We start from the raw sequence: 13,891 nt of genomic DNA, 5'->3' as shown, positions 1-13,891 counted from the left end.
CGCGTGGCTTACAGCGCGGCGATGATTTTGATTTCCACCTTGTACTTCGGATTCATCAACTGAGCCTGCACGGTGCAGCGCACCGGCGCGCTGCCGGCGACGACCCAGGCGTCCCAGGCGGCGTTCATCGCGGCGAAGTCGGCGGTATTGGCCAGGAAGATGGTGGCATCCAGAATACGGCTTTTGTCCGACCCTACACGTTCCAGCAGCACGTCGATGGCGGCAAGGGCGTTGGCGGTCTGCGCGGTCGCGTCATCGTCCAGATTCTCAGGCACGCTGGTGTAGTAAACGGTCTCGTTGTGCACCACGGCTTCGGACCAGCGCTGATCGGGATCAATTCTTTCGATATTCATTTGCTTATCTCCATATCATAGTCCCGCTAAGGGTAGCACAGCCGGTGATGAAAAAGCGCGGCGATAAAGTGGGTGGTAGCCGGGCGGCAGGCTTGGCATAATCACCGCTGAATGACACCGGCAGAGAGACAGCGTGACAGACGATTTTGCAACAGACGGCGCATTGGCGCAGGCTATCAAGGGATTCAAACCGCGTGAGCCGCAGCGGCAGATGGCGCAAGCCGTTACCGAAGCGATCAATTTCAAGCAGGAACTGGTGGTGGAAGCCGGCACCGGCACCGGCAAAACCTTCGCTTATCTGGCGCCGGCGCTGCGTGCCGATCGCAAAGTGATCATCTCCACCGGTTCGAAAGCGCTGCAGGATCAGCTGTATGCGCGCGATCTGCCCACCGTCGCCAAAGCGCTGAAGTACAAAGGCAAGCTGGCGCTGCTGAAGGGGCGCTCCAACTACCTGTGTCTGGAGCGTCTTGAGCAACAGTCGATGGCCGGCGGGGAGCTGGCGGGGCAGACGTTGATCGATCTGGTGCAACTGCGCAAGTGGTCGTCGCAGACCAAAGAGGGTGATATCAGCACCTGCAGCGAAGTGGCGGAAGACAGCTTCGTCTGGCCATTGGTGACCAGCACCAATGACAACTGTCTCGGCAGCGACTGCCCGCTGTATCAGGATTGCTTCGTGGTCAAAGCGCGCCGCCGCGCGATGGATGCGGATGTGGTGGTGGTGAACCATCACCTGTTCCTGGCGGATATGGTGGTGAAAGAGGGCGGCTTCGCCGAGCTGATCCCGGAAGCCGAGGTGATGATTTTCGATGAGGCGCACCAAATTCCCGACATCGCCAGCCAGTATTTCGGCCAGCAGCTCACCAGCCGCCAACTGCTGGATCTGGCGAAGGACATCACCATCGCCTACCGCACCGAGGTGCGCGATGCCGCCCAACTGCAAAAAAGCGCCGACCGTCTCAGCCTGAGCACGCAAGATTTCCGTCTGAATCTGGGGGAGCCGGGTTTTCGCGGCAACCTGCGGGATGTGCTCGGCGAACCGAACGTGCAGCGTGCTTTGTTGCTGCTCGATGACGCGCTGGAGCTGTGTTATGACGTCATGAAACTGTCGCTGGGGCGTTCGGCGCTGCTGGATGCCGCCTTTGAGCGCGCCACGCTGTACCGCGCGCGTCTCAAACGCCTCAAGGCGGTGACGGAACCGGGCTACAGCTATTGGTATGAGTGCAATTCGCGCCACTTCGTGTTGGCGCTGACGCCGTTGACGGTGGCCGATCGTTTCCGCGAAATGCTGGACGAGAAGCCGGGCAGCTGGATCTTTACCTCGGCGACGCTGTCGGTCAACGATCAGTTGGGTCACTTCACCGAACGGCTGGGGCTGACCAAGGCCAAAACGCTGCTGTTGCCGAGCCCGTTCGACTATGCCAAACAGGCGTTGCTGTGCGTGCCGCGCTTTTTGCCTTCGCCGAATCAGCCCGGCGGGGCGCGCCAGCTGGCGCGCATGCTGCGCCCATTAATCGAAGCCAACAACGGCCGCTGCTTCTTCTTGTGCACATCGCACCAGATGATGCGCGAGCTGGCGGAAGAGTTCCGCGCCACGATGACGCTGCCGGTCTTATTGCAAGGGGAAACCAGCAAAGGGCAGCTGTTGGCACAGTTCGTCGCCGCCGGTAACGCGCTGTTGGTGGCGACCAGCAGCTTCTGGGAAGGGGTGGACGTGCGTGGCGATGCGCTGTCGTGCGTGATCATCGATAAGCTGCCGTTTACCTCACCGGACGATCCGCTGCTGAAGGCGCGCATTGAAGATTGTCGCCTGCGCGGCGGCGATCCGTTCAATGACGTGCAGTTGCCGGATGCGGTCATCACCCTGAAACAGGGGGTGGGCCGTTTGATCCGCGATACCGACGATCGCGGCGTGCTGGTGATCTGCGATAACCGTCTGGTGATGCGCCCTTATGGCGAGGTGTTCCTCAATAGCCTGCCGCCTACGCCGCGTACCCGCGATCTGAAGCAGGCGATCGCCTTCTTGCAGGCCGCTGATACGTCGGCCACGTGAAAGATGAAGGGCTTACGGGGCTGTGCTACAATGCGCGCCCTGTATGAAAAACCCAGTTTTATTCCCGCCAGAGGTTGGCATGTCCACGCGAATTTTAGCGATCGATACCGCGACGGAAGCCTGTTCCGTCGCCGTCTGGAATCAAGGCGAAATCCACGCCCTGTTTGAGCTGTGCCCACGCGAGCATACGCAACGTATTTTACCTATGGTGCAGCAGGTGCTGGCGGAATCCGGCCTGGCGCTCAACCAGCTCGATGCGCTGGCCTTCGGCCGCGGCCCCGGCAGTTTTACCGGGGTGCGCATCGGCATCGGCATCGCTCAGGGCCTGGCGCTGGGCGCCGATCTGCCGATGATCGGCGTTTCTACGCTGCAAACCATGGCGCAGGGCGCCTGGCGCGTCAGCGGCGCGGAGCGTGTGCTGGCGGCGATCGATGCGCGCATGGGCGAGGTCTACTGGGGGCAGTTCGAACGTCAGGCCGACGGCCGTTGGTTGGAAAGCGAAGGCGAGGCGGTGCTGTCGCCGGCGCAGGCGTTCGAGCGCGCACAGCGCCTGCAGGGCGAATGGGCCCACGTCGGCACCGGCTGGCAAACCTACCCCGATCTGGTCAACGGTTCCACGCTGAGCGTGCGCGACGGCCAGATGCTGTTGCCGCAGGCGGAAGACATGCTGCCGCTGGCGCTGCACGCCTGGCAACAGGGGCTGGCGGTGGCGGTGGAAAACGCCGAGCCGACCTACCTGCGCAATGAAGTGACCTGGAAAAAACTGCCGGGCCGCGAGTAATCGCGGCGTTATTGTGCTGATGTTGATGCCGGGCGATGAAGGCCTGCAACTTGAGCGCTGAAACGCGGTCAAAGTTACAGGCATTTCAGGAGATTGCGACCATGTTAATCCGCACTGCAAGTAAAAAGCTGTCGCTGCTGGCCGTCGCCTGCGGCGCGCTGGTTCTGACCGGGTGCGTCACCGTACCGGATGCGATCAAAGGCTCCAGTCCTTCGCCGGTGACTCAGCTTTCCTCGGTACAAAATGCACCGAACCTGTTTACCGGCGCGGAAGCCCGCTTTGGCGGCACCGTGGTGAACGTCGCCAACGAACAAGGGCGCACGCTGCTGGAGATCGCGGCGGTGCCGCTCGACAGCGGTGCGCGGCCGATACTGGGTGAACCGTCGAACGGCCGCTTGCTGGCCACGGTGAACGGCTTCCTCGAACCGGTCGATTTCAAAGGCCAACTGGTGACCGTCGTCGGCCCTATCACCGGCCTGAAAGAGGGGCGGATCGGCATGACGCCATATCGCTTCGTAACGATGAACGTGACCGGTTTCAAGCGCTGGCATCTGGTACAGCAGGTGGTGATGCCGCCTGCGCCGATGGGCCCTTGGGGCTGGCGCGGTGGCCCGTGGGGACCCGGCTGGGGCGCCGGCTATGGCTGGTACAACCCCGGCCCGGCACAGGTGCAAACCATCGTAACCGAGTAACATACGCTTGATGTGAACAAATTTGACAGGGCGGCTCAGGCCGCCCTTTTGTTTTTTGGGATAAGGAATATCCGACAATTAGTGACGTACATCGCAACCTGAGTAATGTTTAAAACCCGAACTGGTCTGCTGAGTTAAAATATTGTTATGGTTAGGCTGCGAGTTTGAGGGCTGCGATGATAATTAGTAATGATTTCAGGAGTAATACCTTGGATAAGGTCTGGTTAAAACGGTATCCGGCAGATGTGCCCGCAGAGATTGATGCCGATCGCTATTCGTCGTTGATCGAAATGTTTGAGCATGCCGTGCAGCGCTATGCCGATCAGCCCGCCTTTATCAATATGGGCGAGGTGATGACCTTCCGCAAACTGGAAGAACGCAGCCGGGCTTTCGCGGCTTACCTGCAAAATGAGCTGGGCCTGAAGAAGGGCGACCGCGTCGCGCTGATGATGCCTAACCTGTTGCAATACCCCATTGCCCTGTTCGGCATTCTGCGTGCCGGCATGGTGGTGGTCAACGTCAACCCGCTGTATACCCCGCGCGAGCTGGAGCACCAGTTGAACGACAGCGGCGCCAGTGCCATCGTCATCGTCTCCAACTTTGCCCATACGCTGGAAAAAGTGGTGTTCAACACCCAGGTCAAACACGTGATCCTGACGCGCATGGGCGATCAGCTGTCGGCTGCCAAGGGCACGTTGGTCAACTTCGTGGTCAAATACGTTAAGCGTCTGGTGCCGAAATACAACCTGCCGGACGCCATTTCCTTCCGCAGCGCGCTGCAGCGCGGCCGCCGTTTGCAATATGTAAAACCGGACATCATTAATGCCGATCTGGCTTTCCTGCAATACACCGGCGGCACCACCGGGGTGGCGAAGGGGGCGATGCTGACGCACCGCAACATGCAGGCCAACCTTGAGCAGGCCAAGGCCGCCTATTCGCCGCTGTTCCGTGAAGGGCAGGAGCTGGTGGTGACGGCGCTGCCGCTGTATCACATTTTCGCGCTGACGGTGAACTGCCTGCTGTTTATCGATCTGGGCGGGCGCAATTTGCTGATCACCAACCCGCGTGACATTCCGGGCCTGGTGAAAGAATTGGGCAAATACCCGTTCACCGCCATGAGCGGGGTAAATACGCTGTTCAATGCGTTGCTGAACAACGAAGACTTCCACAAGCTCGATTTCTCTACGCTGCGTTTCTCGGTCGGCGGCGGCATGTCGGTGCAAAAATCGGTGGCCGAGAAGTGGGAGAAAACCACCGGCAAACACCTGCTGGAAGGTTACGGCCTGACGGAGTGCGCGCCGCTGGTGGCCGGCAACCCTTACGATCTTAAACACTACAGCGGCAGCATCGGTCTGCCGGTGCCGTCGACGGACATTCGGTTGGTGGACGACAACGGCCATGACGTGCCGCCGGGCGAGCCGGGCGAACTGTGGGTCAAAGGGCCGCAAGTTATGTTAGGCTATTGGCAGCGCCCGGATGCCACCGACGAAGTGCTGAAAGACGGCTGGCTGGCGACCGGTGATGTGGTGACCGTGGACGATCAGGGATTTGTGCGCATCGTCGACCGCAAGAAAGACATGATCCTGGTCTCGGGTTTCAACGTGTATCCGAACGAGATTGAAGATGTGGTCAGCCAGCACCCGAAAGTGCTGGAATGTGCGGCAATCGGCGTGCCCAGCGAGGCCTCCGGCGAAACGGTGAAGATCTGCGTGGTGAAGAAAGACGCCTCGCTGACCAAGGAAGAGCTGTTGACCCATTGCCGACGCCACCTGACCGGGTATAAAGTGCCTAAAATTGTTGAGTTCCGCGATGAACTGCCGAAGTCGAACGTCGGCAAGATTTTGCGGCGAGAATTGCGCGATGAGCAAAAAGCGCCTAAGCCGGCCGATGCCGCCTAGGTTTCGCTCTCGCGTCAGCCTATCAACAACGCCGGTGAATGCCGGCGTTGTTGTGTTTGAATCCTACAAGAGAATGATGTTTTGAATTATCAGTTGATCACTACCGATGCCGGATTGCAGCAGGTCTGCGAGCAGGCGAGAAAGCATGCCCAGGTTGCGCTGGACACCGAGTTTGTCAGAACGCGTACCTACTATCCGCAGCTGGGCCTGATCCAGCTTTACGACGGTGAACAACTCTCCCTTATCGATCCTCTGCCGATCAAGCACTGGCAACCGTTTGTCGAGCTGCTGGCCGACACCGCCGTGGTGAAGTTTCTGCATGCCGGCAGTGAAGATCTTGAAGTGTTTCTCAACGCCTTTAAAACGCTGCCGACGCCGATGATCGACACTCAGATCTTGGCGGCCTTTACCGGTCGGCCGCTCTCCTGCGGCTTTGCGACGCTGGTGGCGGAGTACATGAAGGTTGAACTGGACAAGAGCGAGTCGCGCACCGACTGGCTGGCGCGCCCGCTGACTGAAAGACAGTGCGTGTATGCGGCCGCCGACGTGTTCTACCTGCTGCCGATGGCCAAACAGCTGGTGCAGGAGACCGAAGAGGCCGGCTGGACCGCTGCGGCCAATAACGAGTGCTTGCTGCTGTGCCAACGCCGTAGCGAGGCGCTGGCGCCGGAAGTGGCCTATCGCGAAATCAGCAATGCCTGGCAGTTGCGCCCGCGTCAGCTGGGGTGCCTGCAGAAGTTGGCGGAATGGCGGTTGCGCCAGGCGCGCGAGCGCGATCTGGCGGTGAACTTCGTGGTTCGCGAGGAGAACCTGTGGCAGGTGGCGCGCTTTATGCCGTCTTCGCTGGGAGAACTGGATTCGCTGGGCCTGAGCGGGCCGGAGATCCGTTATCACGGCAAAACGCTGTTGGCGCTGGTGGCCGAAGCCGAAGCGCTGGAGGAGTCCGAGTTGCCGGCGCCGTTGGCTAACCTTATCGATCAGCCGGGCTACAAGAAGGTGTTTAAGGACATCAAGGCCGCTATCGCCAGCGTCAGCGAGCAAAGCGGGTTGAGCAGCGAGCTGCTGGCATCCCGTCGCCAAATTAACCAATTGCTGAACTGGCATTGGAAACTGAAGGACGGCGAGAGTCGCCCTGAATTAATCAGCGGCTGGCGCGGCGATTTATTAATGGCGCCGTTGCAGGACATCCTGAAAGATTATTAATCGCTGGTTATCACCAGGGCAGGGTAGGGAAACTCTGCTCGGGTGAATATAGGCAGGAAATAATGCGTTGAAGGTAAATCTGGCCAGAATTTACTTTAAACGAGGTGGCGGCAAAGTTAATTGGGAATTGTCCCAAAGGGAAAAATCGATTTTTTGCTGCCGATAATGCTTAATAACTGGATGCACATACAGTTACCCCCTGCATAAAATATACAGGGGGTAATTAATGCGTCGCAATCATTTAGCTGCTTCTTCCGATTCCGGTAATGTCACGTTAAGTTCAAGTACCGAAATATCGTCCCCTTTCTGCTCGAACTGCACATGCAGCATTTCAGGATCGATCTGAATGTATTTGCAAATAACCGCCAGAATATCGCGTTTCAAATCAGGCAGATACGGGGGCTCACTGTCCCCGCGACGACGCTCTGCGACGATAATCTGCAGCCGTTCCTTGGCTATATTGGCTGTCTGTTTTTTGCGGGACAGAAAGAAGTCTAATAAGGCCATGGTTTATCCCCCAAAAAGGCGTTTCAGGAAACCCTTCTTCTCTTCTTCAATGAAGCGGAATGGGCGTTCTTCCCCCAACAAGCGGCAAACGGTATCGTCATACGCCTTACCGGCGTCTGACTCGGCATCCAGAATGACAGGCTCACCCTGGTTGGAAGCACGCAGTACGGACTGGTCTTCCGGGATCACACCCACCAGTGGAATGCGCAGGATTTCCAGCACGTCTTCCATGCTCAGCATGTCGCCACGGCTGACGCGGCCCGGGTTGTAACGGGTCAGCAGCAGGTGTTCCTTGATAGGCGATTCGCCTTTCTCGGCGCGGCGCGATTTGGAGGAAAGGATGCCCAGGATACGGTCGGAGTCGCGTACCGAAGAGACTTCCGGGTTGGTGGTGATGATAGCTTCGTCGGCGAAATACAGCGCCATCAGCGCACCGGTTTCGATACCGGCCGGTGAGTCGCAGACCACGAAGTCAAAATCCATCTCGCCGAGATCGTTGAGGACTTTTTCAACGCCTTCACGGGTTAACGCGTCTTTGTCGCGTGTCTGCGAAGCCGGCAGGATATAGAGGTTTTCAGTGCGTTTGTCTTTGATCAACGCCTGATTCAGCGTGGCGTCGCCCTGAATCACGTTCACGAAATCATAAACTACCCGACGTTCGCAGCCCATGATCAGGTCAAGATTACGCAGGCCGATATCGAAATCGATCACGACGGTTTTCTTGCCTTTCTGGGCCAGGCCGGTAGCGATGGCCGCGCTCGAAGTGGTCTTGCCAACGCCCCCTTTACCCGATGTAACAACAATAATGCGTGCCATGAAATGGATTCCTTGTCAAAAGGGCTTAATTTAAAGGTTGTATGGTTAAAGCGTTATCCAACAGGCTGAGTCGTACGGCCTGCCCGACGTAATCGGACGGGATTTGGTCGCTCAACCAGTACTGCCCTGCGATAGAGACTAGCTCAGCCGCCAGGTGGGTGCAAAAAATCTGACATTGCGTGTCGCCTGACGCGCCTGCCAGCGCGCGACCGCGCATCATGCCGTAGACATGAATGTTGCCGTCGGCAATCAGTTCGGCGCCGGCGCTAACGCTGCTGGTCACGATAAGATCGCAGTTGCGGGCGTAAATCTGTTGGCCGGAACGGACAGGGGTGCTGATGATACGCGTTTTGGCGGGGGCGTTGTCCGCCACCACGGGCGCAGGTGCAGGCTCCGGCGCCGCCATTTTCTGGCCTCTGCCTTCGCTCAACAGCGGCAGCCCGGCACGGGCTATCGCGCGCTTTTGACGCTCATCTCTGCAACCGCTGATACCCACAACGCGCAGACCTGCCGCCGCGACAGCCTGTTGAAGTTCTTTCCAGTTCGCATCGCCATCCAGCGTTGCGACGTTGATAACAACAGGGGCGTTTTTCAGAAAAGCGGGCGCTTGCTCAACTTTTTCCTGTAACGCCTGGCGTATTACCTCGGGCTGCGAATTATGCAAATGAACAACCGATAGGGTAAAACTGCTGCCTTTTAGCTCAATTGGCGATTGTGACATCTATCCTGACTCAGTCTCAGCAACTTTAAATCCCCGGAATACCACTCGGGGTGCGATATTCCGATGTACTATAAGCATGTTATAGTCAGAGTTATATCCAGGCAAGACGCTCCCTCAATTAAATAGAGTTAAAAAAATGCTTTGTGTGATCTATAGAAGCCCGAAACGCGATCAAACTTATCTTTATGTCGAAAAAAAAGACGATTTCTCTCGTGTGCCGGAAGCGCTGATGAAAAGTTTCGGCGTACCGCAATTCGCCATGATGCTTTCACTCGATGAACGCAAGAAATTGGCCTCGGCGGATATCGAAAAGGTGAAGCAGGCGCTGAAAGACGAAGGTTATTACCTGCAGTTCCCGCCGCCGGTGGAAAACCTGCTCAATCAGCATTTGGCGGGCGACAAGGCCTGAGACCGCCGCCACGGTCAGGGGAGGCATGATGACACGTTCGGCGAGAAGTACCGCGTTGGCCGTTTGGCTGGCGCTGGGCGGTGCGATGATGCCGGGCGCACCGCAGGCGGCGCAGGAGACGACGCTGGCGACCAGCGGGCGCGATCCGGCGCAGTTCCCGGCGTATGTCGAGCAACTGAAGCGCCGGGCGCGGGAACAGGGCATCAGTCAGGCCACCCTTGACCGCGCCTTTGCGCAAATCCATTTCGTCGATCGGGTGATCAAGGCCGATCGCAATCAGCCGGAGCAGAAGATCACGTTGGACGATTACCTGCGGCGGGTGATGTCGCCCGCCAAGGTGCGGCAGGGGCGCGAACTGTACCGGCAGCGCCATGCGCAATGGCTGCGGGCCAGCGAACGCTATCGGGTGCCGGGGCGCTATATCATCGCGCTGTGGGGCATGGAGAGCGCCTATGGCAAGATCCAGGGGCGGGAGGACGTGGTGTCCGCGCTGGCGACGCTGGCGTTCGAAGGGCGCCGCGAGGCCTTTTTCAGCCGGGAGCTGCTGGCGGCGTTGCAGATAGTCGAACAGGGGCACGTTGGCGATACGTCGCTCAAAGGGTCCTGGGCCGGCGCGATGGGGCAATGTCAGTTTATGCCAAGCTCCTTCCTGCGCTATGCGGCGGACGGCGACGGTGACGGGCGCATCGATATCTGGAATAACATTGACGACGTTTTCGCGTCCACGGCCAGCTACCTGTCCAAAGAGGGCTGGCAGCCCGGCATCGGTTGGGGGCGCGAGGTCAAACTGCCCGCCGGCTTCAATCGAGCCGAACTGGGCCTGAAAGACGCGCAGGCGCGCAGCGTCAACGACTGGCAGAAACGCGGCGTGCGCCGTGCGGATGGCCGCGCGTTGCCGCACGCCGTGCAGCGCGGCTGGATCATCGCGCCGGATGATCTGCAGGGGCGGACCTTCCTGGTCTATGATAATTTCCGCACCCTGATGCACTGGAATCGCTCTTACTATTTCGCTATCGCCGTGGGTATGATGGCAGACGCGATCGGGCATTGATCCGGCACACCAATAATCGGCTTGGCGCGCCAAGCCTCTACAGTTTGGGAGAAGCGGTATGTATCAACACAGAGACTGGCAGGGTTCGCTGCTCGATTTCCCGGTGAACAAGGTGGTCTGCGTCGGCAGCAACTACGCCGATCACATCAAGGAAATGGGCAGTGCGGTGTCCGTCGAGCCGGTGGTGTTTATCAAACCGGAGACGGCGTTATGCGATATCCGCCAGCCGGTGGCCATCCCTAAAGAGTTCGGTGCGGTGCATCATGAGGTAGAGCTGGCGGTACTGATCGGCACGCCGTTGAAGCAGGCCAACGAAGATCGCGTGGCGCGTGCGATTGCCGGTTACGGCGTGGCGCTTGATCTGACGCTGCGCGATCTGCAAGCCGGTTTTAAAAAGGCCGGTCAGCCCTGGGAGAAGGCCAAGGCCTTCGACGGGTCTTGTCCGATGTCGGGGTTTATCCCGGTGGCGGAATTCGGCGATCCGCAAAACGCCGAGCTGTCGTTGACGGTCAACGATCAACTGCGCCAGCAGGGCAATACGCGTGACATGATCACGCCGATCCTGCCGCTAATCAGCTACATGAGCCGTTTCTTCACGCTGCGCGCCGGCGACATCATCCTGACCGGCACGCCGCAGGGCGTAGGCCCGATGGCTTCCGGCGACATGCTGAAAATCAGTCTGAACGGTAAAGCGCTCAGCACCCGGGTGATCTGATCGCTGTTCGCCGCCGGCATCGTCGGCGGCAAAACTTGCATCTCGCGGCTAAAATGTCTATATAGTCCCCCCTCGAACCTGTGCGCAGGTGAGTTATCCATTTACCGAAACCGGACGCTAACATGTCACAACTCGCTTTTTGGCAACAGAAAACGCTGGCGGAAATGTCAGAACAAGAGTGGGAATCGCTGTGCGACGGGTGCGGGCAATGCTGTTTGAATAAGCTGATCGACGAAGATACCGACGAGATTTATTTTACCAACGTAGCCTGCAACCAGCTCAACATCAAATCCTGCCAATGCCGTAACTACGAGCGGCGCTTCGAGCTGGAAGAGGACTGCATCAAATTGACGCGCGAAAACCTCACCACCTTCGATTGGTTGCCGCCGACCTGCGCCTATCGCCTGATCGGCGAAGGCAAGCCGCTGTTCCCCTGGCACCCGTTGCTGAGCGGCTCCAAGGCGGCGATGCACGGTGAGCGCATCACGGTGCGGCATATCGCGGTGCGCGAGAGCGAAGTGGTGGACTGGCAGGACCATATCCTCAACAAGCCGGACTGGGCCAGATAACGCCGGCCCCCTTGCGCAGCAAGGCGCGTTTTCATGCAAGAGGGCGGCGTGTCAGGACACGCCGCCCTCTGCAATTGCGCTAACCGGCAGGCGTGAGGTTATGGCATAAGCCGTCACTTCACTCCTTTTTGTCGCGGCGGCGCCAGTTGGCCAGATTTTTCAGCGGCTGCTTCACGTAAGGGCTGGCTTTAATCAGGCTGAACAGCAGTTTATTTACCGCCGTCCCCACTTTGTCCATCGGCCGGTCGATATCGAGAAACAGCACCGCACGCAGTTCGTCGGTATCATTACGCACCTCGTGTTCATAAGAGTCATCAAACAAAATGACCTTGCCTTCATCCCAGTGCAGGATCTGATCGTCGACGCGGATCCAGAGCTTTTCCCGATCCTTTGGCACGATCAATCCCAAATGCGCGCGCACCACGGCACGAGTCGGGCCTTTGTGGGGGACGATGTGATAGTGCGGCTTAAGAATCGAGAACATGGCGGTGCGCATGCCGGGGATCTCGCTGACCGCCTGTGCGGTGTGCGGACAAATGGCGCAGTTCTCATCAACGCGCTGCCCGTAGACAAATAGCCCGAAGGTTTTCCAATTATCCCCTTTGGAGATGCGTTTCTGATCCGGTGATATTTGGTGGAACGCGGGGATGTCCTCCGGATGCTCCAGTAACCGATCCAACTCCTGGCGAATGGCAGGCCAACGGGCTTCCAGCGCCGTCACCCAATTAAATTCATGATTACCGATCCGCGGCGTGGTGGAGATGAGCGAATGGCGAGTCTGAAATTCGCCGTTCCAGCGCAGGAATTTTTTCCCTGCTTTGAGCAGCATGCGCCGCAGGAACGGGCGCTGAGACGTGGGGGGAAATGTGCTATCCGGCATAAATCGTGTCCTTGATATCATTGGCCTACTGCATTCAGCATAAGGAAAGAATCACGGACGATTTTAATCATTAGTGCGCGAACGTTGGCCGATGAGTGATACCGCGCAGAGTTAAATTTGAATGATTTATTTAAAGGCAGCGGGGACTGACGGTTGGGGGAGAAGGAAAAAAGCCCCTGCAAAGATGAGGGGCAAGACACACAACAACACCAGGGAAATCGGTAGTACTCACTTTGCCGATACTATAAGGATTTTATGGGCAAACTTCACCAAAATATTGTGCTCTGAATGTGACAAAGACGCAGTCGTTCATAAATAACGGTAATTTATTGATGCCCGCAGGCCGTGAGGAAAGTGCCTGCACAGCATGTGTTGGCCCGCTGGCAACGCAGAAGTTTAATGTTATGTAAATTACGCGCTTAATCGAGCCAGGATGCTTCTTTTTAAACGATAAGTTGGGTAATTTGGCCGCTCTCCCGCAAGTTCGAGAGCATAACAATGAAAATGGTCCGTCTGTTTGCCGTAGCTGGGGCACTGATCGTGCTCGTTTACTTCCTTACACATACCTGAAATGGGGTTATCTCTGAATTCAACAGTAATACCCTAAAAAAACGGCGCCCTGAGGCGCCGTTTTTTGTTTGTTGGCCTATCAGCGGCCGAACAAATCGCGGCGGCGTGGGCGAACAAATTGCGCGATCAGCACAATCAGCGCCACCAGCAGATAGGCACCGAAGATACCCACCAGCCACTGTGGCATTTCCAGCGTCAGGAACTGCCATTGACGCACGGAACAGTCACCGGAAGCGTGGAACACCGCAGGCAGCCATTTATCCAGCGGCAGCCAGGACGGGAAGCTGACGAAGAAATCGCAGGTATTGAACGGCGAGGGGTGCAGTTGGATCATGGTGTGTTTCCACGCCAGCTGTACGCCTTCCCAGGCGCTGTAGATCCACAGCAGGATCGCCACATAGCGCAGCGGCGTTTTCGGCGCGATGGCGCCCACCAGTGAGGCGCCGAGGATGCCGAACAGCGCGCAACGCTCGTAAATGCACATGACGCAGGGCTGCAGCAGCATAACGTGCTGGAAATAGAGCGCGACCAGTTCCAACACCAACGCTGTCAGGGCCATCAGCAGCCAGGCGCCGCGTCCTTGTGAACAGCGGTTAAAGAATTGCAACATATCTAGATTCTTCCATGCAGTAAGCAATTGAACCGGCAGTGTAAACCAATTCCCCCTCGCTGCCAG

15 protein-coding genes are annotated in these 13,891 nt (G+C 58.0%); 9 read left to right on the top strand and 6 right to left on the bottom strand.

Translation table 11 applies throughout. From position 1 onward, the window contains the following. Nucleotides 1–8: 8 nt before the first annotated feature. Nucleotides 9–353: a RidA family protein gene (locus CPH57_RS10250; RefSeq protein ID WP_004932322.1), complete on the bottom strand. Its 345-nt coding sequence runs from the start codon at nt 351–353 to the stop codon at nt 9–11. Nucleotides 354–486: 133 nt separating this feature from the next. On the opposite strand from CPH57_RS10250, the gene CPH57_RS10245 reads away from it, so the two are divergent. From CPH57_RS10245 to rnd, 5 genes are all read left to right on the top strand, one after another. Next, complete coding sequence (locus tag CPH57_RS10245) at nt 487–2,403, top strand: ATP-dependent DNA helicase (RefSeq protein ID WP_004932318.1); 1,917 nt, start codon at nt 487–489, stop codon at nt 2,401–2,403. A 79-nt stretch (nt 2,404–2,482) separates the two neighbouring features. Further along, a complete protein-coding gene (gene tsaB / locus CPH57_RS10240) occupies nt 2,483–3,184 on the top strand; it encodes a tRNA (adenosine(37)-N6)-threonylcarbamoyltransferase complex dimerization subunit type 1 TsaB (protein WP_089194857.1) in 702 nt (233 codons plus the stop codon). Between the two features lie 101 nt (nt 3,185–3,285). Continuing rightward, entirely contained in the window at nt 3,286–3,876 is a 591-nt protein-coding gene (locus CPH57_RS10235; protein ID WP_021503867.1) for a Slp family lipoprotein, read from the top strand. Nucleotides 3,877–4,085: 209 nt separating this feature from the next. Next, nucleotides 4,086–5,774 (top strand): long-chain-fatty-acid--CoA ligase FadD, encoded by a 1,689-nt coding sequence (gene fadD, locus CPH57_RS10230; RefSeq protein WP_033643344.1) that lies wholly within the window; start codon nt 4,086–4,088, stop codon nt 5,772–5,774. Between the two features lie 81 nt (nt 5,775–5,855). Then, entirely contained in the window at nt 5,856–6,977 is a 1,122-nt protein-coding gene (gene rnd, locus CPH57_RS10225; protein WP_096242316.1) for a ribonuclease D, read from the top strand. A gap of 237 nt (nt 6,978–7,214) precedes the next feature. Here the strand turns inward: rnd and minE are convergent, their stop codons facing one another. From minE to minC, 3 genes are read right to left on the bottom strand one after another with little or no spacing between them, the layout of a single operon-like run. Beyond that, entirely contained in the window at nt 7,215–7,484 is a 270-nt protein-coding gene (minE, locus tag CPH57_RS10220; protein WP_004932303.1) for a cell division topological specificity factor MinE, read from the bottom strand. Between the two features lie 3 nt (nt 7,485–7,487). Next, on the bottom strand, nt 7,488–8,300 hold the full coding sequence (minD, locus tag CPH57_RS10215; RefSeq protein WP_004932300.1) for a septum site-determining protein MinD: 813 nt from the start codon (nt 8,298–8,300) through the stop codon (nt 7,488–7,490). A 25-nt stretch (nt 8,301–8,325) separates the two neighbouring features. Continuing rightward, nucleotides 8,326–9,021 carry a septum site-determining protein MinC gene (gene minC / locus CPH57_RS10210; protein ID WP_033650952.1) on the bottom strand — a complete coding sequence of 232 codons (696 nt, stop codon included), beginning with the start codon at nt 9,019–9,021 and terminating at the stop codon, nt 8,326–8,328. Nucleotides 9,022–9,157: 136 nt separating this feature from the next. Here minC and CPH57_RS10205 point away from each other — a divergent pair, with 136 nt between their 5' ends. The 4 genes from CPH57_RS10205 to CPH57_RS10190 all read left to right on the top strand — a co-directional run bounded on the left by CPH57_RS10205 (nt 9,158) and on the right by CPH57_RS10190 (nt 11,765). Beyond that, a complete protein-coding gene (locus CPH57_RS10205; RefSeq protein WP_033643340.1) occupies nt 9,158–9,430 on the top strand; it encodes a YcgL domain-containing protein in 273 nt (90 codons plus the stop codon). Nucleotides 9,431–9,458: 28 nt separating this feature from the next. Next, nucleotides 9,459–10,481 carry a lytic transglycosylase domain-containing protein gene (locus CPH57_RS10200; RefSeq protein ID WP_046687238.1) on the top strand — a complete coding sequence of 341 codons (1,023 nt, stop codon included), beginning with the start codon at nt 9,459–9,461 and terminating at the stop codon, nt 10,479–10,481. Nucleotides 10,482–10,539: 58 nt separating this feature from the next. After that, entirely contained in the window at nt 10,540–11,196 is a 657-nt protein-coding gene (locus CPH57_RS10195) for a fumarylacetoacetate hydrolase family protein (RefSeq protein ID WP_033643338.1), read from the top strand. Nucleotides 11,197–11,318: 122 nt separating this feature from the next. Then, nucleotides 11,319–11,765, top strand: coding sequence for a YcgN family cysteine cluster protein (locus tag CPH57_RS10190; RefSeq protein ID WP_025159803.1), 447 nt, complete (start codon nt 11,319–11,321; stop codon nt 11,763–11,765). 118 nt (nt 11,766–11,883) lie between these two features. On the opposite strand, the gene CPH57_RS10185 is transcribed toward CPH57_RS10190, so the two are convergent. Together CPH57_RS10185 and dsbB are read right to left on the bottom strand one after the other, a co-directional pair. After that, nucleotides 11,884–12,645, bottom strand: a complete 762-nt coding sequence (locus CPH57_RS10185; protein ID WP_033643337.1) for an aspartyl/asparaginyl beta-hydroxylase domain-containing protein — start codon at nt 12,643–12,645, stop codon at nt 11,884–11,886. A 649-nt stretch (nt 12,646–13,294) separates the two neighbouring features. Continuing rightward, complete coding sequence (dsbB, locus tag CPH57_RS10180) at nt 13,295–13,825, bottom strand: disulfide bond formation protein DsbB (RefSeq protein ID WP_033643335.1); 531 nt, start codon at nt 13,823–13,825, stop codon at nt 13,295–13,297. Nucleotides 13,826–13,891 lie beyond the last annotated feature (66 nt).

The sequence above is a fragment of the Serratia sp. JKS000199 genome (assembly GCF_900215455.1).
GTDB lineage: Bacteria > Pseudomonadota > Gammaproteobacteria > Enterobacterales > Enterobacteriaceae > Serratia > Serratia ureilytica.
Note: the sequence above shows the minus strand (reverse complement) of the source record. Positions and strands in the feature narration are given on the sequence as shown.

Coding starts and splice junctions, on each gene's coding strand:
- CPH57_RS10250 (WP_004932322.1), bottom strand. CDS start 353: ATGAATATCGAAAGAATTGATCCCGATCAGCGCTGGTCCGAAGCCGTG.
- tsaB (WP_089194857.1), top strand. CDS start 2,483: ATGTCCACGCGAATTTTAGCGATCGATACCGCGACGGAAGCCTGTTCC.
- CPH57_RS10235 (WP_021503867.1), top strand. CDS start 3,286: ATGTTAATCCGCACTGCAAGTAAAAAGCTGTCGCTGCTGGCCGTCGCC.
- minE (WP_004932303.1), bottom strand. CDS start 7,484: ATGGCCTTATTAGACTTCTTTCTGTCCCGCAAAAAACAGACAGCCAAT.
- minD (WP_004932300.1), bottom strand. CDS start 8,300: ATGGCACGCATTATTGTTGTTACATCGGGTAAAGGGGGCGTTGGCAAG.
- minC (WP_033650952.1), bottom strand. CDS start 9,021: ATGTCACAATCGCCAATTGAGCTAAAAGGCAGCAGTTTTACCCTATCG.
- CPH57_RS10205 (WP_033643340.1), top strand. CDS start 9,158: ATGCTTTGTGTGATCTATAGAAGCCCGAAACGCGATCAAACTTATCTT.
- CPH57_RS10200 (WP_046687238.1), top strand. CDS start 9,459: ATGACACGTTCGGCGAGAAGTACCGCGTTGGCCGTTTGGCTGGCGCTG.
- CPH57_RS10195 (WP_033643338.1), top strand. CDS start 10,540: ATGTATCAACACAGAGACTGGCAGGGTTCGCTGCTCGATTTCCCGGTG.
- CPH57_RS10190 (WP_025159803.1), top strand. CDS start 11,319: ATGTCACAACTCGCTTTTTGGCAACAGAAAACGCTGGCGGAAATGTCA.
- CPH57_RS10185 (WP_033643337.1), bottom strand. CDS start 12,645: ATGCCGGATAGCACATTTCCCCCCACGTCTCAGCGCCCGTTCCTGCGG.
- dsbB (WP_033643335.1), bottom strand. CDS start 13,825: ATGTTGCAATTCTTTAACCGCTGTTCACAAGGACGCGGCGCCTGGCTG.